Origin of the sequence: Thioclava sp. SK-1, from assembly GCF_001705665.1 — a bacterium.
Lineage (GTDB): Bacteria > Pseudomonadota > Alphaproteobacteria > Rhodobacterales > Rhodobacteraceae > Thioclava.
On record NZ_MDHA01000032.1, the window covers coordinates 44,669 to 70,187 of the forward strand.

The window sequence follows — 25,519 nt, forward strand, 5'->3', positions numbered from 1 at the left end:
TACACCCGTTTAGGTTGAATCAAATCTGCCATGGGGTGATTTATATAATCCTAATAAATCCTATGGTTGTATTTTGGCAAATATCCAACGTGTTTTGCCCTTTGTTTTAGGATGTAAATGCGGTATAGGGGCCGCTCATTCTCAGGAAATCGCCATGACCGATGCATCTGCACCCATCACGCAAGACGTGATGACGATCCCGCGTAAACTGCCCGAGGGCGGTAAGATCAATCTTGTGGGCCTGACCCGCGACCAGCTACGTGCTACGCTGATCGAGGCTGGCACACCGGAAAAGCAGGCAAAGATGCGTCTGGGGCAGATCTGGCAGTGGATCTACCATTGGGGCGTGCGCGACTTTGACGCGATGACCAATCTGTCAAAAGATTACCGTGCGCTTTTGGATGAAAAATTCGAAATTGCTTTGCCTGAGGTCGTTACCAAACAGGTATCGATGGATGGGACGCGCAAATATCTTCTGCGAATCAAAGGCGGCCACGAGGTGGAGGCGGTCTATATTCCCGAAGAAAACCGTGGGACGTTGTGTATTTCTTCCCAGGTTGGCTGCACATTGACTTGCTCATTTTGCCATACAGGCACGCAAAAGCTGGTGCGCAACCTGACCCCCGGCGAAATCGTCGGTCAGGTGATGCTGGCGCGCGATGATCTGGGTGAATGGCCTGAGCAGGGCGCACCAAATGAAAATGCGCCGCGGCTTGTGTCGAATGTTGTTTTGATGGGCATGGGCGAGCCTTTGTATAATTTTGACAATGTGCGCGACGCAATGCAGGTCGTCATGGATGGCGAGGGGATTTCGCTGTCACGTCGCCGGATCACCTTATCGACATCTGGTGTTGTGCCAGAGATCGCGAAAACCGCAGAAGAGATCGGCTGTTTGCTGGCTGTATCATTCCATGCGACTACGGATGAGGTCCGTGATAAGCTGGTGCCGATCAACAAACGGTGGAATATTGAAACCCTGCTGAATACACTGCGCGACTATCCGCGCCTGTCGAATTCGGAGCGGATTACCTTTGAATATGTGATGTTGAAGGATGTGAATGACACGGATGAGGACGCGCGTCGGCTGGTGAAGCTGATCCGTGGCATCCCGGCGAAGATCAACCTGATCCCGTTTAATGAATGGCCTGGCTCCCCCTATACCCGTTCTGACTGGGAGCGGATCGAAAATTTTGCGGATATTATTTATAAGGCCGGTTATGCCAGCCCGATCCGCACACCGCGTGGTGAAGATATCATGGCGGCCTGTGGGCAGCTGAAATCCGAAACCGAACGTGGCCGAAAATCGCGCAAAGATATTGCGGCTGAGGCCGGGCTGTAATTTGATCACGACCAGGTAGGTTTTCAAAACTCCTCGCTCATGCTTGTGCGAGGAGTTTTTTATGGTGCGTGCCGGTCGGGGGTCTGTATCAGGCCGAAAATCCTGAACACAGGTGGGAACGCAATTGTGATGAGCCGCGTTCTATCTGTGATACGGAGAGACCTATGACAAATCAGACGCCGACAGATATGCATGCTTCGCCAGATTTCGCGGCGCTTCCCAAAGATCTAAATGCCGATGGTGCACCGCGGCGCACCGGAGTCGAGGTCGAATTTGCCGGAATTGACGAAGGCCGCACAGCCCAGCTTGCCGTTCAGGCGCTGGGGGGCACAGCGCGGATGGTCAATGATAAGGATTGGGTGGTTGAAGGGTCCTGCATTGGCACCTTACAGATCTATCTGGACCTTGCGCTACGCAAGCATATCCAAGGCCCGCTAAAGGATCTGGGGATGCGGCTGGGGCGTGAAGTTGTCCCGGTAGAAATCGTGACAGAGCCACTGACGCGCGACCAGATGACACAGCTGGATCGGTTGATTGCCGTTTTGCGCGCGCACGGGGCAAAGGGTACAGAACAAAGCGCGTTTTATGGGTTTGGCTTGCATCTGAACCCTGAAATTGCGGGGCCGGACGCGGTCGTGCGCCCACTTTTGGCCTATGCTGTGCTGGAAGATTGGATGCGCAAGACATGGCCGATCGAAGCAACGCGGGCCACATTGCCATTCACTGACCGCTATCCCGAGAAGCTGATCCGTGCCTTGGTGGAGCTGGGTCCGGATGCGCCCTTGCCCGATGTGATCCGCTGCTACCGCGAGGCCACATTGTCGCGCAACCATGGGCTGGATATGCTGCCAGTCTTTGTGGAACTGCATCCAGAAATCATCGCGGCACAAGATGGCAAAGGCGGCACTGTTAAACCCCGGCCTGCATTTCACTTTCGCCTGCCGGATTGCCGGATTTCCGATCCGGACTGGTCTATTGAAACTGAATGGCGGCGCTGGCATTTGGTTGAACAGGTGGCCGGGAATACGGCCCTTCTGCGCCGTTTGTGCCGTGCATGGACGGACCAGCATTCCGGGATGCAGTTTCTGGGCATTGGCTGGCCCGATAAGGCGCATGCGATGTTAAAAGGCGCGGGGCTGGTATGACACAGCGACCGCTGATCGGCGTCACCACATCGCTGAAAACAGGGTGGAGGGTGTTTCCCTTTATCGCGCTAGGGGTTGCCTTGGCGGGTGGACGTGCCATCCGTTGGGCTGCCGGAACCCGGGCCGAGGTCGCCGGGGTGGACGGCGTCATCGTGGGCGGCGGGGATGATATCTCGCCCGAATTATATGGCGCAGAGCTGATCACCACTGCAGTTCTGGACCCGGAACGTGATGCGCTGGAAACCTGCATAATTGAAGAGGCGATGAAACATGGCAAGCCCGTGCTTGGGATTTGCCGCGGCGCGCAGATGCTGAATATCGCGCTGGGCGGGAACCTGCATCAGAACGCTTATGAACATTATGGGGAGCGAAAATTCTCAACTATATTGCCAAAGAAAGACGTGCAGATATGCGCGGATACCCGGCTGGCAGATCTGGCGGGGGTTCAGCCGATGCGGGTCAATGCGCTGCATTCGCAGGCGGTGGACAGGCTGGGCGATGGGCTGCAGGTTGCGGCGCGTGATCCCAGCGGCATGGTTCAAGCCATTGAACGCGTATCAGAGCCTTTCGCCCTAGGCGTGCAATGGCATCCTGAATATCTGACCTATGCACGGCGTCAGCGGGCGTTGTTTCGTGCCCTGGTCGCGGCTTCTCGTGCACGGTCAGAAGATCGCGCACAATTGGCCGAAGTCAGTGCGGTGGCACGCCACTGAGGGACCTGGCTTTCACCGGGTTAGCTTTGGTCAATAATTTGCGTGATATGTTGCCCGCTGATGCGAAAGCTGGATCGGCCTTTAAAGGCAATCTCTTGTCCCGCTTTCCAACCATTGGGAAGATCCATCGCTGGCTCACCGAAATAATCGACCTCAATCAATGTATGATCCGCCACGGTGATCGCATGGGTAATGACCTGTCTGCGCCATTTGAATGCGCTGATGGCAAAGGTTGCCATTTGGCTGAATTCTAATTTGCCATGGGCTTGGGCGTAGGTTGCGCCATCCACGATGCTGCGAAAATGGATGTTTTCGGGCATCATTGCCAACATGGCCCCGATATCCATCGCGTTATAGGCATCAATGTAGCGCTCTATCAGCGCAGGGATCGTGGTCATGGCCTCCTCGCTTTGTCACCGAATAAGACCACAGTATAGCATAGGAATGGGCGCTGCGGTGGCCCATTCCTATTCGTGCTAAAGGCAGGGTTAACAGCCCTCTGGATTAAAGGCGTCAATTACCGCCAGGGCCTCATCTGCAGTTTCGACAAATGAGATCAGCTTCAGGTCATCGCGCGAGATTGTGCCGGCATCCGCCAACGCGTCCCAATTGATGATTTTAGCCCAGAAGGCCTTTCCAAACAGAATGAACGGCACGCGCTGCATCCGTTTGGTTTGGATCAGTGTCAGGGCCTCGAACATCTCGTCAAGCGTACCGAACCCGCCGGGAAACACCGTGATTGCAGAGGCGCGCATTAAGAAATGCATTTTCCGGATCGCAAAATAATGGAAATTGAACGACAGCGACGGTGTGACATAGGGGTTGGGCGCCTGCTCATGTGGCAGCACGATATTCAGGCCGATGGTTTGGCCGCCCGCCTCATGTGCGCCCTTATTTCCGGCCTCCATCACGCCAGGGCCACCGCCGGTGCAAACCACATGCTGACGACCATATTCCGCCATAGAGCGTTCGGTCATTTTGCGCGCAAATATCTCTGCTTCGGTATAGTAATGCGACAGTTCTGCCAGATAGGGGGTCTTGGCGGTGCCTTTGTTTTCGGGTGACGGAATGCGCGCGCCACCAAACATCACCACAACGGATTCGATACCGCGTTCATCCATGATCATCTGCGGCTTCAGCAATTCCAATTGCAGCCGCACGGGGCGCAATTCTTCGCGCATCATGAAATCATCATCGGTAAATGCCAGCCGATAAGCGGGGGACCTGGTCTGTGGGGTATCGGGCACGCGGTCGGCGCTGCGGGCATCTTCGACGCTGTCACGCAGGGTCGTGCGGTGGGGCTCTTGGCCGAATTCTTCAGTGGTCTCATGTGAGGCCATATCGGGGGCTCCTCTCTACTTTCGTCTTGGTATGACTGTTTTTTACCGGCTCCGCCACACGGGAGATGCGCAAGGAGGATTTGCGCTATATGTTCCGGTGAACCCCAAGGACAAGACCGAATAACCGTTGAGAAACGATCAAGGCTGGTCCATAGAAGCGCAAACCTAACCGATTAGGAGGCACAGATGCCGTATTCCGCGCTTGAAACCGCCATCGAATCCGCATGGGACGCCCGTGATGCGATCACACCGGCAACCACGGGCGAAACCCGTGAGGCCATCGAAACCACGCTGAACATGCTCGACAGTGGGAAACTGCGTGTGGCTGAAAAGCAGGCCGATGGCAGCTGGCATGTCAATCAATGGGCCAAGAAGGCCGTTCTGCTTGGCTTCCGTCTGAAAGACATGGAGCTGCAAGAAGGCGGTCCACAAGGCGGCGGCTGGTGGGATAAGGTCGACAGCAAGTTCAAAGGCTGGACCGAGGCGGATTGGAAGGCGGCTGGCTTCCGCGCCGTGCCAAACTGTGTTGTGCGCAAATCGGCCTATATCGCCAAAGGCACCGTTTTGATGCCGTCTTTCGTGAACCTTGGCGCCTTTGTGGACGAGGGCACGATGGTTGACACATGGGCCACCGTTGGTTCATGCGCGCAGATCGGCAAAAACGTGCACCTGTCGGGCGGTGTCGGCATTGGTGGCGTATTGGAACCTATGCAGGCGGGGCCGACCATCATTGAAGATAACTGCTTTATCGGCGCGCGTTCCGAAGTTGTTGAGGGCGTGATCGTCCGTGAAGGCTCTGTCTTGGGTATGGGCGTGTATCTGGGTCAATCGACCAAGATCGTTGATCGTGAAACCGGCGAAGTAATGTATGGCGAAGTGCCGCCTTACTCGGTCGTGGTGTCGGGCTCAATGCCATCGAAAAACGGCGTGCATCTGTATTGCGCGGTGATCGTGAAGCGCGTTGACGAAAAGACTCGGTCCAAGACCGGCGTGAATGAGCTGCTGCGCGACTAAGCCGGCACAGACTGGGCGCGGCCATCATTTTGGGCCGCTGCCTGTGTGACAGGGGTGATGGCCTGAACCCAGGCCGCACCCTTTCCCCCCGGCTGAGGTGCTGCTCGCACTCGCCGGGGCCTTGCGGGGGCCCACGCGCTGCGAAACATGCTTAGCGCTAAATTTACAAAGTTGCGGAACCGATGTTTGTTTGCCTGCGTTCTTTATTCAACTGGATATTGAAAGGAACGTAGCATGGCTGGTTTAGGTTGGTTGGCTGCAATTATCGTCGGCGCACTTGCAGGCTGGATTGCAGAAAAAATTATGAAATCCGATATGGGTCTGTTGATGAATATCGTGCTGGGTATTGTTGGCGCGATCGTCTTGAACTTTTTGCTGGTCGCGATCATCGGCTCTACCTTGGGTGGCTGGATCGGTCAGTTGATCGTTGGTGTTATCGGCGCTTGCTTGTTGATTGCCGTGACCCGTGCGATCCGTGGTCGGTCCCACGTCTAAAGACCCCCGCCCTTATTGTCTCGGAAGAGCCTGGCCCCTGCGGCCAGGTTTTTTCGTTTGACGGTGGCGCAACGCTTGCCTACTGCCCATAGGATCGAAGGAGTGCGCATCATGTCAGACCAACCCGCAAAGCCAACGGGCGATAAACCCGCCAAGGTCAAAAAAACAAGCCGTCAGCAGGTCTATACGCTGGTGGTCGAAGTTGGCCGCTCGCAGGGTGATGGCCTTCCCAAAGGGGCAACAGGTGGCGCGTTGATGTGCTATTCTTCGGGCGTGGATGAGGCAGAGGCAGTGCGCGAAACCGTTGCGATCTTAAAACAGGCCGAATTGGCGCCGTTGGACGTCAATAGCTATGGCACCATCGCCGAGCGTGAGAAAATGGGTCATGAGATCGACGCGGAAGAACGCGAATTGATGCAGCGCGCCTTGGATGAAAATTCTGTCGTGGTCGCCCAGCTTACGCCCTTCTTCGATACAAAAAAACACTGATAGCGGCGGCGAAAGCCTGCTTATTTTGTCGGTTATGTCATGGGTTGATTGAACTGGCGCATAGGCTTGATACACTGTTTCAAAACCGGAAACGGGCAAATGAATCGGGCAATCATGAAACGCGCAGTCAGACTTCTTTCTATCTCATTCTTGGCCTTCACGGGGCTTTCGGCCTGTGCTGGCCCATTGGAAACCTCGCCGCGGCCGATGGCGCGTGGCGCGGCACCCGTGGCCGACGCTGTGCCGGACGTGGACAGCGCGACACAGGCGCGGTTCAACGCATGGGTGTCGGGATTTAAATCGCGCGCCTTGGCAAATGGCATCACCGAGGCCACATGGCGGCGTGCCATGACCGGGGTGCATTACAATCCCAAGGTGATCGAGCGTGACCGGTATCAGTCGGAATTCACCAAATCCATCTGGGATTATCTGGATGGTGCCGTTTCCGAAAGCCGGATCACGAATGGCCGCGCCATGTTGGCCAAGAACCGCCGCGTGTTAGAACGGATCGAAGCAAAATACGGAGTGCCCAAAGAAATCGTTGTGGCGGTTTGGGGCATGGAGACAAATTACGGCACGACGCGTGGGTCGATGGGTGTCATCTCTTCTTTGTCGACGCTGGCCTATGACGGGCGGCGTGGAGAATTCTTTGCCAAGCAGTTGATTGCGGCGCTGAAAATCATCCAATCGGGGGATGTCGATGCTGCACATATGACAGGCTCTTGGGCAGGGGCGATGGGGCATACCCAGTTCATTCCGACCTCTTATCTGACCTATGCGGTGGATTTCACCGGCGATGGTCGCCGTGACATCTGGTCCAATGACCCAACGGATGCATTGGCCTCGACGGCGGCCTATTTGGCGCGGTCGGGCTGGACCAAAGGTCAGCCTTGGGGTGTTGAGGTCACGCTGCCCAGCGGGTTTAATTATAACCTGTCGGGGAAAGGCACGACCCGCACACCGGCCCAATGGGCCGCAATGGGTGTGAAGGCCGCAGGCGGTGGCCGTGTGGGCAATTACGGCGCTGCGTCTATCTTGCTGCCTGCCGGGGCAAAGGGACCTGCCTTTATGATCTTTGGCAATTTCAAAGCGATTTCGCGCTATAATAACGCAGATAGCTATGTCTTGGGTGTGGGCCATCTGGCGGATCGCATCGGCGGGGCCGGGCCCTTCATCAATGACTGGCCGCGCACGGGCAAACCGCTGAGCGAAAAGCAAAAAGTCGAACTGCAAGAACGGCTGACCGCGCGGGGCTTTGATACGGATGGCACCGATGGCAAAATTGGCGCAAACACAACCAAGGCAATTGTGGCCTATCAAAAATCGGCCGGCTTGCCAGCGGATGGCTATGCCACATTAGAGCTGCTGCAGACGCTTCGCTAAGGGTCAGTGACTTGCACATGGGCGGGCTTTGCGTCTTGATGGCGCAAAGAACAGGAGCCCGCCCATGACTGCCAGCCTTAGCGCCGCGATTGTCGCAATTGATGCCGCAAATGCGAAAGACCCGAACCTTGAAGATGGCCAGCCCAGCGAATTGCTGTATGGCCAGCGAATGACCGTGGAGCAGGAATTGTTGTTCCCTGATGCCTCGGATCATTTGAAGATTGCCGCCCGGGGCCAGCATATTGAACGATGGACCTTACCGCGCAGTGAGTATCCCGAAGGGAAGACCGGCTATCTGAGCTGGCGGCGCGAACAGGGGCGGCGCCATGCCGAACGCGTGGCGCAGATCATGACCGACGCTGGCTATAGCGCGGATGACGTGACGCAGGTTGAAAAGATGCTGCGCAAAGAAGGGATCAAGCGCGACCCTCAGGTGCAAGCCCTGGAAGATGTGATCTGCTTTACGTTCGTGCGTCACTATCTGGGGGATTTTGCCAAAACGCAGACGCCAGAGCATCTGTTGGATATTGTGCAAAAGACCGCGCGGAAAATGTCACCCGAGGCGCGGGCAAAGGCCCTGACAGAATTCACCATGCCAGAGGCCTTTGCCGAGGCGTTCCGCTAAACCCAGTCAGCTTGCGGGGACCGGGGTGGGGCGCTTTGACAGCTGCACCGCCAGGATCCCCGCACAGATCACCGCAACCCCCAGAAGATCGGACCAGCCCATCTGTTCGCCCAGCACAATCCAGGCGATCAAGACACCGAAGAACGGGTTGAGGAAGTGAAAGGTGGCGGCGCGTGTCGCGCCAATACGGCCCACCAGTTTGAACCATAGCCATGTCGCGATCAGTCCGGGCACCAGTGTGGTATACAGGAATGCCAAAATCAATTGGGTGTTCCAGTTGATCGTATGGACCTCAATCAAAGCTGAGACCACGGCAAGTATCACGCCGCCCACCAGCATTTGCAGCCCGACGATCATCAATACATTGCCGCCAGAACTGGCACCGCGCACTGATAATGTGGCGATAGACAAGGCCATCGCTCCGGCAAAGCAAAAGGCCACGCCCATTAGATCGGCTCCGCCAGACAGGCGCGCCCCCATAATAACGCCAACGCCGATCACCCCCAGAACAAGCCCAGCCACGCCCACCATTGGTAATTTATCGCGGAACAAGGCCCACCCCAGCACTGCCACCATCAGCGGCATTGTGGACGCGATGATTGAAGCAAAAGAGGCCTCAACCCATTGCATCGCTGCGAAATTCAGCCCCAAATACAGCGCATTCTGACACAGGCCGAAAATGGCCGTCGATTTCCATTGTGCGCGTGTCAGGCGCCATGTCTGGCCAAGGGCCAGTGCGATCGCGACACCAATCGCGCCAGACAGGAAAAAACGCGCGGACAGGGCCATCAGGGGCGGCGCATCCACGACAATCATGCGAGCTGATGTGAAGGCCGAAGACCACATCAATGCAAAAACGATGCCCATGAAAATGGCGCGCAGATCCATAATTTGCTCCGTAGGTTTGGCAGTGGCGTTCAGTGCCAAAGGAAAGGGCCGCGCCGACATCATATCAGCGCGACCCCCGATTGATTCCGCAAATGCGGATTAGTCGATGTTGACACTGTCTTTCAGGGCTTTGGCGATTGTTGCCTTTACCTGACGGTCCGCCGGCTTTGGCATGGTTTCGCCGGTTGCCGGGTTGCGGACCATACGCTCGGGGCGGTCTTTGCACATAAATTTTGCAATGCCCGGGATCGTGACGGCGCCACCCTCCGAAACTTCTTTTGTAATTACATCTGCAATCGCGTCCAGAGCCGTGGTCGCGGTCTTCTTATCCGAACCCATTGTCTCGGCCAGAGCAGCCACGAGCTGGGTCTTGGTCATGGGTTTATTCATGAACATTTCCTCTTATACGCCCCGCTCTCCGGGGTCCGTTATTTGCGCAAAATGCGCGTGTGCCGCCTGTAACACACGAGTTTTCAGGCGGTGGCAAGGGTTTTTCGCAAAGGAAAAGCGAATTTCAGGCCGTAAATACGCGGCATCTCGCGCATCGGTTACAAGAACGCCGTTTCTTCAAAGCTGCGCAGTTTCCGGGAGTGAATTCGCTCCAGCGGCATCTGAGAAATTTTTTCCATGGCGCGAATCCCAATCAACAGATGATTGGCGACTTGGGTGCGATAAAACTCGGTTGCCATACCGGGTAATTTCAGCTCCCCGTGCAATGGTTTGTCGGATACGCATAGCAAAGTGCCATATGGAACGCGGAAACGATAGCCATTGGCCGCGATCGTCGCGCTTTCCATATCCAACGCGATGGCGCGTGACTGCGACAGCCGTTGCACCGGGCCAGATTGGTCGCGCAGTTCCCAATTGCGATTGTCGATCGTGGCCACAGTGCCGGTGCGCATGATCTTTTTCAGCTCATACCCTTCCAGATTTGTGACCTCGGCTACGGCCTCTTGCAGTGCGACCTGAATTTCCGCCAGCGTCGGGATCGGGATCCATGTCGGCAGATCGTCGTCCAACACATGGTCTTCGCGCAGATAGGCATGGGCCAGAACGAAATCGCCCAAGGCCTGCGAATTGCGTAGCCCGGCGCAATGGCCCACCATCAGCCATGCATGCGGGCGTAGAACGGCGATATGGTCGGTCGCGGTTTTCGCATTTGATGGGCCGACGCCGATATTGACCAACGTGATACCGCCGCCATCGGGCTTTTTCATATGGTATGTTGGCATCTGCGGCAATTTTGCCAAGCCGGGGATTTCAGCCTGCGCATCGGTGATCTCAAAATTACCTGGTGCAACAAAGCTGGTGTAGCCAGAGTTCGGGTCGGCCAACATTTTCCGCGCGACCTGTTCAAATTCATCGACATAGAATTGGTAATTGGTGAACAGGACGTGGTTTTGGAAATGCTCGGCGGCGGTTGCGGTGTAATGCGACAGCCGGGCCAAGGAATAATCAACCCGCTGCGCAGTGAACGGCGCCAAGGGTCGCGACCCATCCACGGAAGGCGGGGCCGTGCCATTGACGATGTCATCGTTCATATTTGCCAAATCGGGCACGTCAAACACATCGCGAAGGCTGAAATCCAGCACGCCTTCTTGTGGGATTGTGACATCTGGGCGCGAGGCCACAGCGAAATGCACCGGCATGGGCGTATCGGACATGCCGACATCTACCGCGATATTATGATTACGGATCAACAGGCCCAATTGTTGTGTCAGATAGTTGCGAAACAGATCTGGCCGGGTGATCGTGGCCGCATAGACCCCCGGCACCGGCACATGACCAAAACTAAGCCGGCTGTCGGCCTTGATATGGGATGGCACCGTGATCCGAACCATCGGATAAAACGCACGCACTCGCGCGCTTGGCTGTCCCAGTGCAAGCGTATCGTTGAATTTCTCCAATAGAAACTCGGTCGCTTGGGTATAAAGCGCTTCGATCCGGTCGACGGCCTGTGCGGCATCGGTAAAGCTGTCAAACCCGGTATTTTTCGGGCTTTCGGTCGTTGTCAGGTCAATCATTCAAACAGCTCCGTCAGTTCGAATTTGGTCACATCCACAAGCCCAAGATCCGAGATCCGGATTTCTGGGATGACCACCAGCGCCAGCAGGCTGTGCTGCATATAAGCATTGTTGAGCGTGCAGCCGCAGGCCTCCATCGCGCGCACCATTTTGCCGGCGCGTTCGGCCACCACTTGGGCGGAATCGTCAGACATCAGCCCGGCGATGGGCAAGGGCACATTTGCCAGTTCAGCCCCGTCTTGCCAGACACTGATACCGCCGCCCATTTCGCCCAGACGATTGGCACATTTTGCCATCATCTCGCGATCTGTGCCCACGACGATCATATGATGGCTGTCATGTGCGACGGTCGATCCCATTGCCATACGGCCCTTGTAGCCAAAGCCAGAGACAAAACCATTCGTCACGGCACCCGTCCCGCGGTGACGTTCGACCAAGGCGATCTGGCACACATCTTGCGCCAGATCTGGGCCGACATGTCCGTCGGTGACAGCCAGCGTCGCGGTCAGCGCCTTCGTCGGTGCCTGATTTTCCACCACGCCGATGACGCGTGCCTTGACCTGGGTCGCGCCCGCAGGGGCGGCGATGTCGAAATCCGCCGCACATAGGGCTTTGCCCAGCTTCACGGTGTTTCGCGCGGCCGTTGGCCAATCGTAATGTGGGCAATCGGCCAGCAATTTTCCATCTTGCGCGACAGTGACACCGCGGGCAATCACCTGCTCTACCGGCAAGGTTTTCAAATCCGAAGTCAAAATCATATCCGCGCGCCGTCCCGGAGTGATCGAGCCCAGCTCTCGTTCCAGTCCAAAATGGCTGGCGGTGTTGATCGTGCACATTTGCAGCGCAACAATCGGATCACAGCCGCAGTCCACCGCATGGCGATAAACCCGGTTCATATGCCCGTCTTCGACCAATGTGCCCGAGTGGCAATCATCCGTGCACAGGATGAAATTACGCGGGTCCAGCCCCTTTTCGGTGATTGCTGTGATCTGGCTTTCCACATCATACCACGCTGAACCCAGCCGGACCATCGCGCGCATCCCCAGACGCATCCGTGCGATTGCATCGGCCTCGCAGGTGCCTTCATGATCATCGGCAGGGCCGCCAGCAACATAGGCGCGGAACGGGGCGCCCAGATCGGGGCTGGCATAATGGCCGCCAACTGTTTTTCCGGCATTTTGCGTGGCGGCGATCTCTGCGAGCATTTTCGGGTCGCCATGGGTGACACCGGGAAAGTTCATCATCTCGCCAAGGCCCACAATACCGGGCCATGTCATAGCCTGCGCCACATCTTCGGGTGTAATTTCAAACCCGGTGGTTTCCAATCCCGGCGCGGATGGGGCGCAAGAGGGCATCTGAGTGAAGATATTGACAGGCTGCAAAGCCGCCTCATCATGCATCATCCGCACGCCTTCAAGGCCCAGCACATTTGCGATTTCATGCGGGTCAGTGAACATTGATGTCGTGCCATGCGGGATGACGGCTGCGGCAAATTCCGCAGGTGTCAGCATACCCGATTCAATATGCATATGCGCATCGCATAGGCCGGGCACCATATAGCGGCCATTGGCTTTGATCACCTGCGTGTCGGGGCCGATACAGGCCGACAGGTCGGGGGCGACGGCGGCGAACCGACCATCGACCACGGCCACGTCATAGCCTTCCAGCAGTTCACGCGTGTGAACATTCACCCAAATCCCACCGGTAACGACCATATCGGCGGGGGCGCGCCCGGCAGCCACGGCAATCAATTGCGGCGCAGCTTCGGGCCAAGATTTCAGTTTTTTCATATCCATGTCCCACTTTGCCTTTGCCTGTGAACTTCCGCAAGATCCGTTGTGAAGCTTGCAAACGCGCGCTACATCTTCCGTATGACACAGGCAAGAACACCCCGCATCACAATCACCTATTGCACCGGTTGCAACTGGCTTTTGCGCGCCGGTTGGATGGCGCAAGAGCTACTGCAAAGCTTTGGCGAAGATTTGGGCGAAGTGGCCCTGATCCCAGGATATGGTGGCATCTATGAAATCCATCTGAATGGCGACCTGATATGGGAGCGCAAGCGTGACGGCGGCTTCCCCGACGCCAAAGAAATCAAGCGCCGGATACGCGATGTCATCGATCCATCGCGTGATATGGGCCATATTGATCGTCACGCGGGAGACAGCGCATGAACACGCTTTTGTCCATCGGCCACGGCTTTTCCGCGCAAGCGATTGCACGGCCGCTTTTGGCGCAGGGGTGGCGGGTGATCGGCACCACGCGGAGCGATGTCGGGGCGCGTGCGCTGCGCGACAGCGGCGTTGAGCCGGTGGTTTGGACAGCGCCGGGCGATGCGCAGGCATTGCCCTGGGATCAGGTCACGCATGTGTTGTCTTCTGTCGCGCCAGAACGTGGGGATCACGACCAAGACCCGGTCTTGGCCTGTGCAGCCGATGCGATTGCCACGGCCCCGGGGCTGCAATGGTTGGGATATTTGTCCACGGTGGGTGTGTATGGCGACCGACAGGGCGGCTGGGTCGATGAGATGTCACAGCGCTTGCCTGCGACCCGGCGTGGCCTTGCGCGGCTGCATGCTGAAGATGCCTGGGCGGCGTTGGGCCAACGTGCGGGGGTGCCCGCGCATCTGTTCCGCCTGGCCGGGATCTATGGCCCCGGACGCGGGCCATTTGAAAAGGTGCGCAATGGGCAGGCGCGGATCATCAATAAGCCGGGGCAGGTGTTTTCCCGAATCCATGTGGAGGATATTGCACAGGTGGTTGTTGCCGCGATGGGCTATTGTGGCGCGCAGCGGGTGTGGAACCTATGCGATGATTGTCCGATTGACCCCGGTGAGGTGCTAAGTTTTGCAGCGCAATTGCTGGGTCTTCCGCGCCCACCGGTTGTGGAGTTCGACACGGCCGATATGTCCCCGATGGCGCGCAGCTTTTATTCGGAATCCAAACGCGTGCGCAATGATCGGATCAAATCAGAGCTGGGCGTAACCCTGCACTATCCCGATTACCGTGCCGGGTTGCAGGCACTGATGACGCAAGAGCGGTAGCGTGGACGCCCCGATGATCCGTTTGCAAAGCTGATTGCGGCTGGGCCTGATTACGGCAGGGGGCGTCCCTTGCCTGATCTGCGCGCGGCCCGGATGTGCGTCAGGCCGGGCTTAGCTGTGCGCGGCGCTCGCGCACGGGTAGGTGGATGATCGCCGAAAACGCCCCAACCGCCACGCCTATCCACCAGACCATAGTGTAATCGCCATAGGTGTCATACAGGCGACCGCCCAGCCAAACCCCCAGGAATGCACCGATTTGGTGTGATAAAAATACGATCCCATACAGCGTGCCCATATAACGTAGCCCGTAGATATGCGCGACCAGCCCAGAGGTCAGCGGGACAGTCGCCAACCACAGCGCCCCCATCACCAGCGAAAAGATCACAACACTGGCCGGTGTGATCGGCAATAAGATAAAGGCCCCTGCGGCAACGGTTCGCGCCACATAAATTCCCGCCAATAGGTATTTCTTGGACCACCGTTTACCCGCCCATCCCGCATAGATCGTGCCGACGATATTTGCCACGCCGATCAGGGCGATGGACACCGCACCAAGCGCAGAAGTTGTTTCAATCCCCAGCCCGGCCAGAAGCGAATTTGGGGCAATGGCGCCGCACATTTCGGTAATCATGGCCGGGAAATGCGCAGTGATAAAGCCCAGTTGATACCCGCAAGAAAAGAAGCCAAGAAAGATCAGCGTAAAACTGGGATCACGCAATGCACGCGCCAAGACTGTGCCCATGCTGTCTTGCAGCTCGGCGCGGGTTGCTGGCGGTTCGGGGCTGCGCAGCAATGGTAAAAAAGCCAGGCTGGACAAGATCACGACAGCAAAGATCAAGAACACGCTTTGCCAGGACATAAACCCCAACAGGATTTCGGCTGCGGGCGCCCCAAATACCTGCCCGGCAGAGCCGGCTGCCGTGGCAATACCCAGCGCGAGCGAGCGGTTCTCATCCGAGCTGGCACGTCCCACGACGGCCAAAATGACACCAAACCCGGTGCCTGCGACGCCAAACCCCACCAATATTTCCAGCAATTGATGCTGTAATGGCGTGACGGCAGCCGCAGAAAGCACCAGCCCGATCGCGTATAAAAATGCCCCCGCGATGATGGCGCGCCTGTCGCCAAACCGTTCTGCCATTGCGCCGAAAATCGGCTGGCCCAGGCCCCACGCCAGGTTCTGGATGGCGATCGCCAGGCTGAATTCGGCGCGCGGCCAATTGAACTCGGTGGCAATTGGAATTTGAAACACGCCAAAGCTTGCCCGCACGGCGAAGCTGAGCATCAAGATGAATGCCCCGCCGATCAAAACCGGGGTGAATAAGCGTGCTCGGGTCATGGATTGCCGCCTCCTGTAAGCTGGCTTAGCATTGGTGGAGGCTGGACATTCGTCAATCGTGTTTTTGTTCGGGACACAATTTATGGCTGTGCGTGGCTAGATACGCTGCGGCGGCGCGGCCTGCATGGCGGCCGGTGGCGAAACAGGCGGTCAACAGATATCCCCCTGTCGGAGCCTCCCAATCCAGCATTTCACCGGCAGCGAATACGCCGGGCAACGCGGTCAGTTCCAGATCTTGCGACACGGCTTTGTGCGCGATGCCGCCAGCGGTGGAAATCGCCTCGGTCAGCGGGCGGGGCGCGCCAAGCGGCACCGGCAGGTGCTTGATCCTAAGCGCCAGCGCATCTGGATCCGTTGGCAATGGCCGACCCCATTCATTGAGCAAGGCCAGCCGCGCGGGACTGAATTTCACCGCGCGCTTAAGGTGATTTGACAGGCTCGTCTTGGCGCGTTTTTGCGCCAGCCGCTGTGTCAGATCGGGCAGTGCGATATCTGGGCATAGGTCGATCCATAGTGGACTGCCATCGCGTAGCTGTGCGGAAATGGCATAAATGCCGCCGCCCTCTAACCCCTTGTCTGAAATAATATATTCACCACGGTAAATGCCAAGATTGGTATGTAGCGCCGTGCCTTTGACGGGCTGGCCCATAAGCGGACGCATATGTTCGGACCATTCAATATAAAAGCCCATATTGGCGGGACGAAACGGGGATAACGCCACGCCGCGCTCGGCCAAAACCTGGGCCCAACTGCCGTCGCTGCCCAGTCGCGGCCAGCTCGCCCCCCCAAGGGCCAGCACGCAGGTGGTGGGCGTCAGGAACTGCGCACCATCGGGCGTATCAAATCGCCACTGCCCATTGGCCGCCAACCCGGTCCAGCGCCAGCGGGTGCGGATATCGACCTGCATGTTGCGCAGCCGGGCCGTCCAAGCACGCAGAAAGGGCGAGGCCTTCATCCCTGTGGGAAACACCCGGCCGGTAGAGCCGACATAGGTTTCAATTTCCAAATCAGCGGCAAAATCCTGCATCTGTTTCGGACCGAAGCCGGCGATCAGCGGATGCAGCCATGTTTGCGGATAGGCGCCTTGAAATTTGCCGGGATCTTCGGCCTTGGTCAGGTTCAGCCCGGATTTCCCGGCCATCAGAAATTTCCGGGCCAGGGTCGGTTTGGCCTCAAGAACAATCGGGGGATATCCGGCCTGCGCCAGCTCTTGCGCGGCCATCAGCCCGGCGGGACCACCGCCGATCACCACCGCCGTCATCGGCGCGACGCCATATGGGCCAACCGCAGCAATGTGCGTTCCATTAATGCCATTTGCGGGGCACGTGAGGTGGAGCGCAGTGTCAGATCGGCCTGGATCAGGTCGGCAAGCGCGGCTTCCAGCCGGAACATGCCCCAGGCCTGTGCCTGACGTTGCATCCGGTCACGGCGCGGCCCGAAAATCGGAGGCCGCATCTTGGCAATTCCTGCGCCCGGGCCACCAGGGTCGGAGGCCGCAGCATGCAATGCCTTGAAATGGCGCAGGCTTTGAATTGCCAATGCGACGGGCTGCACACCTTGCCCCTCCAGCCGCTGCATCATTGGGCCAAGCGCCTTCATTTGCCCCTCTGCGACGATGGTCAGCAGATCGTCAATGCCGGCCTCAATGGTTGCAGGGGCGCAAGCGGCGACATCCTCAGGCGTCAGCGCCGTATGATCCCCATGTTTATACAGCGCCAGCTTTTCAATGGTTTGGCGGAAATCACCGGGATCAAGCGCGCGACCCAAATTCAGCAGATCGGTCATCGCCTCGCGTGAGATGTCGCGCAGGCCCGATTTCTGCAAGATGTCGTCGATCTCTTCGCGTGAGGGGGGATCATCGTAAATGCCGATAGCCACTGCATTGCTATGGCCTTCAAACGCTTTGCGCAGTTTGGATTTCGCATTCAGTGTCCCAGCCGTGACAATGATCTGCGCATCGCCTTTGCGCCAATCACGCAGCGCTGCGGCGATCACATCCGTCAGCCCTTCGGTCGCGTCTTCTACAAAAGCAACGCGTAGACCGGGAAAAAATCCGACCGCCTTGACCGCATCCATCAAACGCGCCGCGTCACGGCGCAATTCGCCGCCTTGCATCCGGGTCAGGCGCATCTCTTCTTCGCCTTGTGGACCGATAAGCGCTTTGATGATCTCTTGCCGGCGCAGCGCTACGCGCATTGCATCCGCACCAAAGATCAGCACCCCGGCGCGTTCGGGATCGGGGGAAGCAAAATATCGTGTGGCGGCGATCCCGGTCAGTTTCATCGCTGGTTACTCCGGCAATGATCCCGATTGCGCGATCAATCGGGTGACGGTTTGATCGGCCAAAATATACATCAACCGGCGATAGGCATCCAATTTCGCGGCACTTGTGGCGATTTCGGGCCCGGTTGCGGACCATGAGGTAAAGGAGCTGACCTTGCCCGTCAAAAGCACCGCATCCGTGGTGATATCGCGAAGCTGATACTCGGCGCTGCCGCGCAAAGAGTAGCGCGTTGTGATGTCACTTGTGGTGATGGCCTGTTCCGCGACCGTGCTGGAGATTTTATAGGACAGGCGATAGCGTGCGGCCTGCACAGGGCTGAAACGTTCGATAATCCGGCGGCGGAACTGAAAATCGTTGCGGTCACGCGGGTCATCAATGCTGATGCGGCCCAGCAATTTGCTGGCGCCGCCCTTGGGCCCATATGCGGGGGTGAAGCCACACGCGGCCAGCGCCCCGGTGGAGGCCAGCGCGGCGATAAAGCCGCGCCGTGAGAAGGTCTTAGATGACCACATTGACGATCCGCCCCGGCACAACAATAAGTTTCTTGGGTTGCCCGCCATCAAGCGCGCGTAGAACATTGTCCTGCGCCAGCACCAGCTTTTCAATCTCTTCTTTTGGCATGTCCTTGGGCACGCTGATTTCAGCGCGGCGTTTGCCGTTGATCTGGATCGGCAATGTCACGACATCTTCGACCAGCATCGCAGGATCGACGACGGGCCAGGGGGCATCAACGACAAAACCATCCCCCCCCATCAGCGCCCAGATATCTTCGCCAATATGGGGCACCATCGGGGCCATCAGCTGTGCGGTCAGCTTCATCGCCTCGCGGCGGGCGGCGTTGCTGGCCTTGGTTTTTTGCAGCGTATTGGCCTGTTCATACAGTTTCGCCAGTGCTTTGTTGAACGCGAAACTGTCGATGGATTTGGTGATTTCATCAATCGCCTTATGGGTGGCTTTCAACAAATCCTGATCGGCCTTGGCATCGCCATCGGCCCCTTCCGCGATGTCATTGGCAATCCGCCAGACACGGGCAAGAAACTTCGATGCGGCTTCCGCCCCGGCTGCTGTCCATTCCACATCCCGTTCCGGCGGGCTGTCCGACAGAACAAACCAGCGCGCGGTATCGGCGCCGAATTCTTGGATGATATTCATCGGGTCGACGACGTTATTCTTGGATTTCGACATTTTTGCAGACGGGATGACGTCGACTTTGGAGCCATCTGATTTAAGAAAGGCCCCGTCTTCGCGCTGATCCACATCCTCGGGATAGTGATAAACGGCGCGTCCATCGGTCCCGGTGGTTTTGTAAATCGCGTGGGTCACCATGCCTTGGGTGAACAGCGCGTTGAACGGTTCACGCGCGGTGTCGGGCAAGTGGCCGGTGTCATTCATCGCCCGAGCGAAGAAACGCGAATACAGCAAATGCAAAATCGCATGTTCAATGCCGCCAATATATTGGTCGACATTCATCCAATAGCGCGTTTCATCGGTGGTTGGCGTGTCCGCACCTGCGCAAGTGAAGCGAGAATAATACCATGAGCTGTCGACGAATGTGTCCATCGTGTCTGTTTCGCGTAACGCCTGCGCGCCACATTTCGGACAGCTGCAATTGCGCCATGTCGGATGACGATCCAACGGGTTGCCCGGCACATCAAAGCTGACATCATCGGGCAGGCGGATCGGTAGGTTGTCCTTGGATTCGGGCACCACACCGCAATCGGCGCAATGCACGACAGGGATCGGGCACCCCCAGTAGCGTTGGCGCGACAGGCCCCAATCGCGCAGGCGGAATTTCGTCACACCTGTGCCAAAGCCTTTGTCTTCACAGGCGGCAATCGCAGCGGCGACCCCATCTTCGCCCGTCTGGACCTGCGCACCGGCAAAGCCGCGGATATAGCGCACGGTCTCTGACTTCAGGGGCGAATAGGCGGCGCTTAAGCCTTCGCTGCCCTCAATGGGTTCAAACACCGGAATGATCGGGAGGTCGTATTTTGTCGCAAATTCAAAATCGCGCTGATCATGGGCAGAACAGCCAAAGATCGCCCCGGTGCCATAATCCATCAGGATGAAATTGGCGACCCAGACGGGTAGTTCCCAATCTGGGTTCAGCGGGTGTTTGACGCGAATGCCGGTGTCACGGCCCAGCTTTTCGGCGGTTTCAATGGCCTCTTCGGTGGTGCCGCCCTTGCGGCATTGCGCCAAGAAGGCCGCCATGTCGGGGTCTTGTGCTTCCAGCGCTTTGGCCAGCGGGTGGTCGGGGGAAATCCCGACAAAGCCCGCGCCCATCAGCGTATCGGGGCGGGTGGTGTAGCAGTCGATCCGTTCAAACCCTTTTGGAGCGTTGAGCGTTTCAAAGCCAAATTCCAGCCCCTGAGACTTACCGATCCAATTGGCCTGCATCAGGCGCACTTTCTCGGGCCAACCCTCCAGGTCATCCAGACTGTCCAGTAGATCGCCGGCCATCTCTGAGATTTTGAAGAACCATTGTGTCAGCTCTTTGCGTTCGACGGCGGCACCTGAACGCCAGCCTTTGCCATCAATCACCTGTTCGTTTGCCAGAACGGTCATATCGACCGGGTCCCAGTTTACCACAGCATTTTTGCGGTAAATCAGGCCCTTATCCAACATGTCGATGAACATCGCCTGTTGTTGGCCGTAATAGTCCGGGTCGCATGTGGCGAATTCGCGTGTCCAGTCCCAGCTAAAGCCCAGCGGTTTTAGCTGACGCTTCATGTCTTCGATGTTTTTATAGGTCCAGTCCTTGGGATGACCGCCCGACGCCATTGCGGCATTTTCCGCCGGCATGCCGAACGCATCCCATCCAATCGGGTGCAGCACGGAAAAACCGCGTGCTTTCTTCGTGCGCGCGACAACATCGCCCAGCGTATAATTGCGGACATGGCCCATGTGGATGCGCCCCGATGGATAGGGGAACATCTCTAACACATAGTATTTTTCTTTGGCTGGATCGGCAGAGGCAAGGAACGTGCCCGCCTCATTCCATGCGGATTGCCATTTTTTTTCGGTCTCGCCGGGTGCGTAGCGCGCCATATGCCTTGGCCTCTCATGCGTCTGATGCTTGCCAGCTTGCTACACTGTGCAAGGGGCCAAGGTCCAGAGAGGGCGGGCATAGCAGTGAATTTTCGCCCAAAAATTGAGGAAGATATGAAATCGCCCGGCACGATGGCCGGGCGCAGCGATAACATTTGGGTCTGATTACAGATTGGAATCGGTCACACGCAATTGCCGCGCACGGGTCAAGATCGCGTCTTCGACTGCGCGCACTGTGTCGCCACTGACCGTGCCGCCGCGTGATTGCAGTGACACTTTCAATGACCGCGCATCCAGTGCCGGGTCGGACACAAGGATGGTCGCGCGATAGGCGCGGCCACCGCCGGGCGGGGTGCCATATCCGGTGACGATCACGCCCGAGAACGGATCGACCGATTGGATAGGCAGGAAGTCCAGCACATCCAAAGAAGCCTGCCAAAGGTATTTGTTGACCTCAACCGTGACATTGGGATCGTCTTGGGAAAACGCATCCCAGATGGTGCGATCATTGCGACTGTTCGTGCGTGCGCGCAAACGTTCTTCGCGCTGCGCCAAATAGGCATCCGCCTGAGTATCGCCCTGCGACGCGCGGTTTCCAAAAGAAAACATATTCCCGCTGGAGATGCCGCAGCCAGAGATCACAAGAATCAGACCCAGCATGGCTCCGGCACGGATGCTATTTAGAATCGTCATTGCAACACAGCCCCTTCGCATCTTTGCACCCCGGTCAAACGGGGGGTTGCCCCGTCTCTAGCCCATGGCCCCAAAGCGGACAAGGTTTTTCCCGCGCGCGAAGGGGTGCTGCGCAACACATTGTATATAAGGCGGTATAATCGGAGCCACGGAAATGTCCCCGGCGGGGCGGTCACAGCCGTGCAGGCCGGGGCGGGCGATCGCGGCAACTGTGGCAAGACTGCACCATGAAATCGGGCAATCATCACGCGGGTTTGCTTTTGATTGCATTGCGGGGGCTGTGGGGTGAAAACAGCGTCATACCCAGACCGGACTTCCCCGGATTGGGGTTTACCTTAGAGACAATGAGGGAAAACGAACGATGAAAAAAGTTCTCTTCGCGACGACCGCACTTGTGATGTCCGCTGGCTACGCTGCTGCAGACGTGACCATCTCTGGTTCGGCTAACGCTGGCTTCAAATACGATGAAGGCGGCCTGGGCTATGCACCGAGCAAAAAAGCAGCTGCTTGGTACGAAATCGACATGGACGTTGTCGGCACCATCGAATCCGATGCAGGCCTGACCTTCGGTGCGTCGGTTGACCTCGACTCCGACTCCGACTCGGACAACAAATCGCAAGACGGCGAAGTGTTCATGTCGGGTTCGTTCGGTACGTTCACCATCGGTGAGCTGGACCCGATCGGCGACGACTACGGTCTGTCGGACATCGGTCTGGACGGCATCGGTGTTGACGATGTTGCAGAAGATTCTTCGGGCTACACCACTTCGGCAGACATCCGTTGGGACTACGCTGTTGGCGCAGTGACCTTGGGCGTTTCGGCTGACACCGTTTCCGAAGACTATGACCTGGGCGCGAAATACGACGCAGGCATGTTCTGGGGCGCATTGGTTTACTCGCATGACGAAGACTACACAGCGACCATGGACAACAACTCGGTTCAGTTGACCGTTGGTGGTTCGTTCGACGCATTCGGCGCAGAGCTGTATGTTGCTGACTCCGACGCGGGCGACACGTCCTACGGCGTCTACGGTTCGTACACCACCGGTGCACTGACCTTGGCAGCTGCTTACGCGAAAAACGACGCTGACGACGAAGGCTACGGCATCGACGCAGCATACGACCTTGGCGGCGCGACCGTTAAAGGCGGCGTTGGTAAAGTCATGGACGACACCGTTGCAGACTTCGGCGTGAAGTTCTCGTTCTAATCCAACCGGATTATTTCGAAGCGAAGAGCGGGCCTTGTGCCCGCTCTTTTCTTTTTGTGCAGACCGTGATGAATTGTCCCAAAATCAGAAGGGGCGGTTTATGGGACTATCAGATATTCAGGCACGCGTTGCGCAGGCAGTGGCGGCAGCAGGCCGTGCCCTTGATGATGTGCAACTGATTGCCGTGTCCAAAGTGCAGCCGAATGAGCGTGTCGAGACGGTGCTGACAGCCGGCCACGCGCTGTTTGGTGAAAATTACGTCCAGGAAACTCAGGGCAAATGGCCCGCCTGGCGTGAACGTTTCCCACAGGCCCGCGTTCATATGATAGGACCATTGCAAACCAACAAAGCGAAATTGGCCGTAGAGCTGTTCGATGCGATCCATACATTGGACCGCCCGTCTTTGGCCCGCAAACTGGCGAATTTAGCGCAGGCGCGCGGGGATTGCCCGAAGCTGTTCGTGCAGGTTAATACCGGGCAAGAGCCGCAAAAGGCGGGCGTTCTTCCCGGTGATCTAACGGGTTTTATGGCAGATGTCCGTCAGATGGATCTGCCTGTCATAGGCTTGATGTGTATCCCGCCTGAAGGCGAGGACGCCGGCCCACATTTCACCCAACTTGCAGCAATGGCCGCCCAGGAAGGGGTGCCGGCTCTGTCGATGGGCATGTCTTCGGATTTTGAGGCAGCAATTGCTGCGGGTGCGACCCATATCCGGGTGGGCTCGGCCATTTTTGGCGCACGGGAGTATGCTGCACGATGATCGGATTGCGCGCCTAGGCCTTGTCATGGGCCAGGGCGGCGCGCGGCCCGCGGCCTGCACCCGCAAAGGCCGCGATCGGTGGCACGATTATCGTTTCCGCGCGTGATATGGTTTGGGCCAAATACATCAGGTGATCGCGGCGCAGTGCAATGCAACCCGCCGTTGGATAGCCCGCTCTGCGGCGTTGGTGGATGAAGATGGCTGATCCCAATCCCGGCACGGCATCGGGGTAATTCCAGCTGGTGATCAAGACGATATCATACAGCGGATCGGGACGGCGCAGCCTTTCATGGCTGGCCGCAAAGGGCGCGGTGACGCGGTGATTATAGGCGGTGTGGGCCACATCATCACACCACAGGTCACGCGGCCCAATCGGGCGTGCCCATTGTTGCGGCGCAGCCAGTCTATCGGCGCGATACAGCATATCGATGATTGCCAGTGTCGCGATGGGTGTCGCCCCATCGCCTTCGCATTTGTCATGGCGTAGTCCTGCGCGCCCGATTTGCGCAGGGTAGTTTGTGCCACGATACAGCAGGCCGCTCGCTGTCAGACGGATCATAATATATGGCCCGATTTGGCCGCTTTGGTTGCCAGATATTGCGCGTTATGACGACTTAGCCCGACCTTCAGCGGCACGCGTTCCACCACCTCGATTTGATTGGCCTGAAGCATTTTCACCTTGGCGGGGTTATTGGTCAGCAGTCGCGTTGCACTGAACCCAAGCTTGCGCAGCAATGCGGCACCAATCCGAAAATCACGTTCGTCATCTTCAAACCCAAGGCGGTGATTGGCCTCAACAGTATCAAACCCCTGATCTTGTAGGGAATACGCCCGCATCTTATTGGCCAGCCCGATCCCGCGGCCTTCTTGGTTCAGATACAGCAAGATCCCGGCGCCCTGCTGCCCCATCTGTGTCAAAGCCGCATCCAATTGCGGCCCGCAATCACATTTCAACGAGCCCAGAACATCGCCGGTAAAACAGGCCGAATGTAATCGTGCAAGCACGGGTTGTGACCGATCTGGCGTGCCGATTTCAACGGCATAATGTTCCTCTGCGCCGTTGTCGGGGCGGAAAATATGCAACCGACCTGCCTCTGCGGCGCGCATCGGCACCCGGGCGGCGGAGATCGGCGCAAAGCCAACATTTTGCGGGCTTAGTGCCTCGGCGGTGGTGATACAGGTTAGGCCCGGATGTGGCGCAGAGGTGTGCACCAACAGCGCGGCTGGCAAAAGATGGGCTGATTTCGCCAATGTCAGCGCAGCACGGGCCATATCCGCCGCCCCGCCGCGCTGGGATTGTAGCGGCCCTTTCATCGGGATGCGAAGGTCATCCGCCGGGTCAGCCAAGGCACGCAACCACGCTAGATCGGCCCCTTCAGGTACCACAATCCGCGCCAGATCGCCATCATAGGCCCGCGCTTTTAATGTCTGCGCACGCCATGATGTTAGCGTCAGCGTCAGCGGCCCCAACGCGCGCATTGCATCAAGCCGCTCTGGCGACAGAGTTTCAACGGCGGCGGCAATCGTATCGGCACCAAGCTGCACCGGCACCCCAATCCGCAGATCGGCGCGCGCGCGGTTCAGACGTTCGGTGGGCGTTGGCCCAAGGGAAAATCGCGATGTCATATACACCAGATAGCCGGGGATGAAACAAATTGAAACATAGGCCGTGGATTTGACACGTCCG

26 protein-coding genes are annotated in these 25,519 nt (G+C 57.6%); 12 read left to right on the top strand and 14 right to left on the bottom strand.

What is annotated here, in order from left to right; genetic code table 11:
- Window positions 1-154 precede the first annotated feature (154 nt).
- The 3 genes from rlmN (at window position 155) to BFP70_RS06370 (ending at window position 3,197) form a co-directional block, all read left to right on the top strand.
- Entirely contained in the window at window positions 155-1,339 is a 1,185-nt protein-coding gene (gene rlmN, locus BFP70_RS06360; protein WP_066010533.1) for a 23S rRNA (adenine(2503)-C(2))-methyltransferase RlmN, read from the top strand.
- 164 nt (window positions 1,340-1,503) lie between these two features.
- Window positions 1,504-2,484: an amidoligase family protein gene (locus BFP70_RS06365; RefSeq protein ID WP_255356624.1), complete on the top strand. Its 981-nt coding sequence runs from the start codon at window positions 1,504-1,506 to the stop codon at window positions 2,482-2,484.
- Window positions 2,481-3,197: a gamma-glutamyl-gamma-aminobutyrate hydrolase family protein gene (locus BFP70_RS06370; protein ID WP_066010534.1), complete on the top strand. Its 717-nt coding sequence runs from the start codon at window positions 2,481-2,483 to the stop codon at window positions 3,195-3,197. Before BFP70_RS06365 ends, BFP70_RS06370 begins: the two co-directional genes overlap by 4 nt.
- 20 nt (window positions 3,198-3,217) lie before the next feature.
- Here BFP70_RS06370 and BFP70_RS06375 read toward each other — a convergent pair whose 3' ends face one another.
- Together BFP70_RS06375 and BFP70_RS06380 are read right to left on the bottom strand one after the other, a co-directional pair.
- Window positions 3,218-3,595, bottom strand: a complete 378-nt coding sequence (locus BFP70_RS06375) for a nuclear transport factor 2 family protein (RefSeq protein WP_066010535.1) — start codon at window positions 3,593-3,595, stop codon at window positions 3,218-3,220.
- Between the two features lie 90 nt (window positions 3,596-3,685).
- Complete coding sequence (locus BFP70_RS06380) at window positions 3,686-4,537, bottom strand: TIGR00730 family Rossman fold protein (protein WP_066010536.1); 852 nt, start codon at window positions 4,535-4,537, stop codon at window positions 3,686-3,688.
- Between the two features lie 186 nt (window positions 4,538-4,723).
- Here BFP70_RS06380 and dapD point away from each other — a divergent pair, with 186 nt between their 5' ends.
- The 5 genes from dapD to BFP70_RS06405 all read left to right on the top strand — a co-directional run bounded on the left by dapD (window position 4,724) and on the right by BFP70_RS06405 (window position 8,543).
- Complete coding sequence (gene dapD / locus BFP70_RS06385; RefSeq protein WP_066010537.1) at window positions 4,724-5,551, top strand: 2,3,4,5-tetrahydropyridine-2,6-dicarboxylate N-succinyltransferase; 828 nt, start codon at window positions 4,724-4,726, stop codon at window positions 5,549-5,551.
- Between the two features lie 234 nt (window positions 5,552-5,785).
- Window positions 5,786-6,046 (top strand): GlsB/YeaQ/YmgE family stress response membrane protein, encoded by a 261-nt coding sequence (locus tag BFP70_RS06390; RefSeq protein WP_066010538.1) that lies wholly within the window; start codon window positions 5,786-5,788, stop codon window positions 6,044-6,046.
- 111 nt (window positions 6,047-6,157) lie between these two features.
- Window positions 6,158-6,535: a hypothetical protein gene (locus tag BFP70_RS06395; protein WP_066010539.1), complete on the top strand. Its 378-nt coding sequence runs from the start codon at window positions 6,158-6,160 to the stop codon at window positions 6,533-6,535.
- A gap of 114 nt (window positions 6,536-6,649) precedes the next feature.
- Window positions 6,650-7,918, top strand: coding sequence for a lytic murein transglycosylase (locus BFP70_RS06400; RefSeq protein ID WP_066010926.1), 1,269 nt, complete (start codon window positions 6,650-6,652; stop codon window positions 7,916-7,918).
- Between the two features lie 64 nt (window positions 7,919-7,982).
- Window positions 7,983-8,543: a DUF4202 domain-containing protein gene (locus tag BFP70_RS06405; RefSeq protein ID WP_066010540.1), complete on the top strand. Its 561-nt coding sequence runs from the start codon at window positions 7,983-7,985 to the stop codon at window positions 8,541-8,543.
- A 6-nt stretch (window positions 8,544-8,549) separates the two neighbouring features.
- Here BFP70_RS06405 and BFP70_RS06410 read toward each other — a convergent pair whose 3' ends face one another.
- The 4 genes from BFP70_RS06410 to ade all read right to left on the bottom strand — a co-directional run bounded on the left by BFP70_RS06410 (window position 8,550) and on the right by ade (window position 13,251).
- On the bottom strand, window positions 8,550-9,431 hold the full coding sequence (locus BFP70_RS06410; protein ID WP_066010541.1) for a DMT family transporter: 882 nt from the start codon (window positions 9,429-9,431) through the stop codon (window positions 8,550-8,552).
- Between the two features lie 99 nt (window positions 9,432-9,530).
- Window positions 9,531-9,821 (bottom strand): HU family DNA-binding protein, encoded by a 291-nt coding sequence (locus tag BFP70_RS06415; RefSeq protein ID WP_066010542.1) that lies wholly within the window; start codon window positions 9,819-9,821, stop codon window positions 9,531-9,533.
- Between the two features lie 158 nt (window positions 9,822-9,979).
- Window positions 9,980-11,455: an AMP nucleosidase gene (locus BFP70_RS06420; RefSeq protein WP_066010543.1), complete on the bottom strand. Its 1,476-nt coding sequence runs from the start codon at window positions 11,453-11,455 to the stop codon at window positions 9,980-9,982.
- Entirely contained in the window at window positions 11,452-13,251 is a 1,800-nt protein-coding gene (gene ade / locus BFP70_RS06425) for an adenine deaminase (RefSeq protein WP_066010544.1), read from the bottom strand. The genes BFP70_RS06420 and ade overlap by 4 nt, the downstream gene beginning before the upstream one ends.
- A 75-nt stretch (window positions 13,252-13,326) precedes the next feature.
- Between ade and BFP70_RS06430 the strand changes: the two genes are divergently transcribed.
- Both BFP70_RS06430 and BFP70_RS06435 read left to right on the top strand, forming a co-directional pair.
- Window positions 13,327-13,629 carry a SelT/SelW/SelH family protein gene (locus BFP70_RS06430; RefSeq protein ID WP_066010927.1) on the top strand — a complete coding sequence of 101 codons (303 nt, stop codon included), beginning with the start codon at window positions 13,327-13,329 and terminating at the stop codon, window positions 13,627-13,629.
- On the top strand, window positions 13,626-14,498 hold the full coding sequence (locus BFP70_RS06435; RefSeq protein WP_066010545.1) for an SDR family oxidoreductase: 873 nt from the start codon (window positions 13,626-13,628) through the stop codon (window positions 14,496-14,498). The genes BFP70_RS06430 and BFP70_RS06435 overlap by 4 nt, the downstream gene beginning before the upstream one ends.
- Window positions 14,499-14,598: 100 nt before the next feature.
- Here the strand turns inward: BFP70_RS06435 and BFP70_RS06440 are convergent, their stop codons facing one another.
- The 6 genes from BFP70_RS06440 to BFP70_RS06465 form a co-directional block, all read right to left on the bottom strand.
- Window positions 14,599-15,837, bottom strand: coding sequence for an MFS transporter (locus BFP70_RS06440; RefSeq protein WP_066010546.1), 1,239 nt, complete (start codon window positions 15,835-15,837; stop codon window positions 14,599-14,601).
- Between the two features lie 52 nt (window positions 15,838-15,889).
- A complete protein-coding gene (locus BFP70_RS06445) occupies window positions 15,890-17,098 on the bottom strand; it encodes a TIGR03862 family flavoprotein (protein WP_066010547.1) in 1,209 nt (402 codons plus the stop codon).
- Window positions 17,095-18,120, bottom strand: a complete 1,026-nt coding sequence (gene holA / locus BFP70_RS06450) for a DNA polymerase III subunit delta (protein ID WP_066010548.1) — start codon at window positions 18,118-18,120, stop codon at window positions 17,095-17,097. Before holA ends, BFP70_RS06445 begins: the two co-directional genes overlap by 4 nt.
- A 6-nt stretch (window positions 18,121-18,126) precedes the next feature.
- Window positions 18,127-18,633 (bottom strand): LPS assembly lipoprotein LptE, encoded by a 507-nt coding sequence (lptE, locus tag BFP70_RS06455; protein ID WP_066010549.1) that lies wholly within the window; start codon window positions 18,631-18,633, stop codon window positions 18,127-18,129.
- Window positions 18,620-21,172, bottom strand: a complete 2,553-nt coding sequence (gene leuS, locus BFP70_RS06460) for a leucine--tRNA ligase (protein ID WP_066010550.1) — start codon at window positions 21,170-21,172, stop codon at window positions 18,620-18,622. The genes lptE and leuS overlap by 14 nt, the downstream gene beginning before the upstream one ends.
- A gap of 165 nt (window positions 21,173-21,337) precedes the next feature.
- Window positions 21,338-21,865: a DUF3576 domain-containing protein gene (locus BFP70_RS06465; protein WP_066010551.1), complete on the bottom strand. Its 528-nt coding sequence runs from the start codon at window positions 21,863-21,865 to the stop codon at window positions 21,338-21,340.
- A 361-nt stretch (window positions 21,866-22,226) separates the two neighbouring features.
- Between BFP70_RS06465 and BFP70_RS06470 the strand changes: the two genes are divergently transcribed.
- Window positions 22,227-23,072, top strand: coding sequence for a porin (locus BFP70_RS06470; RefSeq protein ID WP_066010552.1), 846 nt, complete (start codon window positions 22,227-22,229; stop codon window positions 23,070-23,072).
- Window positions 23,073-23,172: 100 nt separating this feature from the next.
- Window positions 23,173-23,832: a YggS family pyridoxal phosphate-dependent enzyme gene (locus tag BFP70_RS06475; protein WP_066010553.1), complete on the top strand. Its 660-nt coding sequence runs from the start codon at window positions 23,173-23,175 to the stop codon at window positions 23,830-23,832.
- A 13-nt stretch (window positions 23,833-23,845) separates the two neighbouring features.
- On the opposite strand, the gene BFP70_RS06480 is transcribed toward BFP70_RS06475, so the two are convergent.
- Window positions 23,846-24,391, bottom strand: a complete 546-nt coding sequence (locus tag BFP70_RS06480; RefSeq protein WP_141693124.1) for a L,D-transpeptidase — start codon at window positions 24,389-24,391, stop codon at window positions 23,846-23,848.
- Window positions 24,388-25,458 carry a GTP cyclohydrolase II gene (ribA, locus tag BFP70_RS06485; RefSeq protein ID WP_066010928.1) on the bottom strand — a complete coding sequence of 357 codons (1,071 nt, stop codon included), beginning with the start codon at window positions 25,456-25,458 and terminating at the stop codon, window positions 24,388-24,390. Before ribA ends, BFP70_RS06480 begins: the two co-directional genes overlap by 4 nt.
- Window positions 25,459-25,519: the final 61 nt, after the last annotated feature.

What these genes read in the sequence shown, in the direction of transcription:
- leuS (WP_066010550.1), bottom strand. Translation starts at nt 21,172, where the DNA reads ATGGCGCGCTACGCACCCGGCGAGACCGAAAAAAAATGGCAATCCGCA.
- BFP70_RS06405 (WP_066010540.1), top strand. Translation starts at nt 7,983, where the DNA reads ATGACTGCCAGCCTTAGCGCCGCGATTGTCGCAATTGATGCCGCAAAT.
- dapD (WP_066010537.1), top strand. Translation starts at nt 4,724, where the DNA reads ATGCCGTATTCCGCGCTTGAAACCGCCATCGAATCCGCATGGGACGCC.
- lptE (WP_066010549.1), bottom strand. Translation starts at nt 18,633, where the DNA reads ATGTGGTCATCTAAGACCTTCTCACGGCGCGGCTTTATCGCCGCGCTG.
- BFP70_RS06420 (WP_066010543.1), bottom strand. Translation starts at nt 11,455, where the DNA reads ATGATTGACCTGACAACGACCGAAAGCCCGAAAAATACCGGGTTTGAC.
- BFP70_RS06430 (WP_066010927.1), top strand. Translation starts at nt 13,327, where the DNA reads ATGACACAGGCAAGAACACCCCGCATCACAATCACCTATTGCACCGGT.
- BFP70_RS06435 (WP_066010545.1), top strand. Translation starts at nt 13,626, where the DNA reads ATGAACACGCTTTTGTCCATCGGCCACGGCTTTTCCGCGCAAGCGATT.
- BFP70_RS06375 (WP_066010535.1), bottom strand. Translation starts at nt 3,595, where the DNA reads ATGACCACGATCCCTGCGCTGATAGAGCGCTACATTGATGCCTATAAC.
- BFP70_RS06440 (WP_066010546.1), bottom strand. Translation starts at nt 15,837, where the DNA reads ATGACCCGAGCACGCTTATTCACCCCGGTTTTGATCGGCGGGGCATTC.
- BFP70_RS06390 (WP_066010538.1), top strand. Translation starts at nt 5,786, where the DNA reads ATGGCTGGTTTAGGTTGGTTGGCTGCAATTATCGTCGGCGCACTTGCA.
- ade (WP_066010544.1), bottom strand. Translation starts at nt 13,251, where the DNA reads ATGGATATGAAAAAACTGAAATCTTGGCCCGAAGCTGCGCCGCAATTG.
- BFP70_RS06445 (WP_066010547.1), bottom strand. Translation starts at nt 17,098, where the DNA reads ATGACGGCGGTGGTGATCGGCGGTGGTCCCGCCGGGCTGATGGCCGCG.
- rlmN (WP_066010533.1), top strand. Translation starts at nt 155, where the DNA reads ATGACCGATGCATCTGCACCCATCACGCAAGACGTGATGACGATCCCG.
- BFP70_RS06370 (WP_066010534.1), top strand. Translation starts at nt 2,481, where the DNA reads ATGACACAGCGACCGCTGATCGGCGTCACCACATCGCTGAAAACAGGG.
- holA (WP_066010548.1), bottom strand. Translation starts at nt 18,120, where the DNA reads ATGAAACTGACCGGGATCGCCGCCACACGATATTTTGCTTCCCCCGAT.
- BFP70_RS06480 (WP_141693124.1), bottom strand. Translation starts at nt 24,391, where the DNA reads ATGATCCGTCTGACAGCGAGCGGCCTGCTGTATCGTGGCACAAACTAC.
- ribA (WP_066010928.1), bottom strand. Translation starts at nt 25,458, where the DNA reads ATGACATCGCGATTTTCCCTTGGGCCAACGCCCACCGAACGTCTGAAC.
- BFP70_RS06465 (WP_066010551.1), bottom strand. Translation starts at nt 21,865, where the DNA reads ATGACGATTCTAAATAGCATCCGTGCCGGAGCCATGCTGGGTCTGATT.
- BFP70_RS06415 (WP_066010542.1), bottom strand. Translation starts at nt 9,821, where the DNA reads ATGAATAAACCCATGACCAAGACCCAGCTCGTGGCTGCTCTGGCCGAG.
- BFP70_RS06470 (WP_066010552.1), top strand. Translation starts at nt 22,227, where the DNA reads ATGAAAAAAGTTCTCTTCGCGACGACCGCACTTGTGATGTCCGCTGGC.
- BFP70_RS06365 (WP_255356624.1), top strand. Translation starts at nt 1,504, where the DNA reads ATGACAAATCAGACGCCGACAGATATGCATGCTTCGCCAGATTTCGCG.
- BFP70_RS06400 (WP_066010926.1), top strand. Translation starts at nt 6,650, where the DNA reads ATGAAACGCGCAGTCAGACTTCTTTCTATCTCATTCTTGGCCTTCACG.
- BFP70_RS06380 (WP_066010536.1), bottom strand. Translation starts at nt 4,537, where the DNA reads ATGGCCTCACATGAGACCACTGAAGAATTCGGCCAAGAGCCCCACCGC.
- BFP70_RS06410 (WP_066010541.1), bottom strand. Translation starts at nt 9,431, where the DNA reads ATGGATCTGCGCGCCATTTTCATGGGCATCGTTTTTGCATTGATGTGG.
- BFP70_RS06395 (WP_066010539.1), top strand. Translation starts at nt 6,158, where the DNA reads ATGTCAGACCAACCCGCAAAGCCAACGGGCGATAAACCCGCCAAGGTC.
- BFP70_RS06475 (WP_066010553.1), top strand. Translation starts at nt 23,173, where the DNA reads ATGGGACTATCAGATATTCAGGCACGCGTTGCGCAGGCAGTGGCGGCA.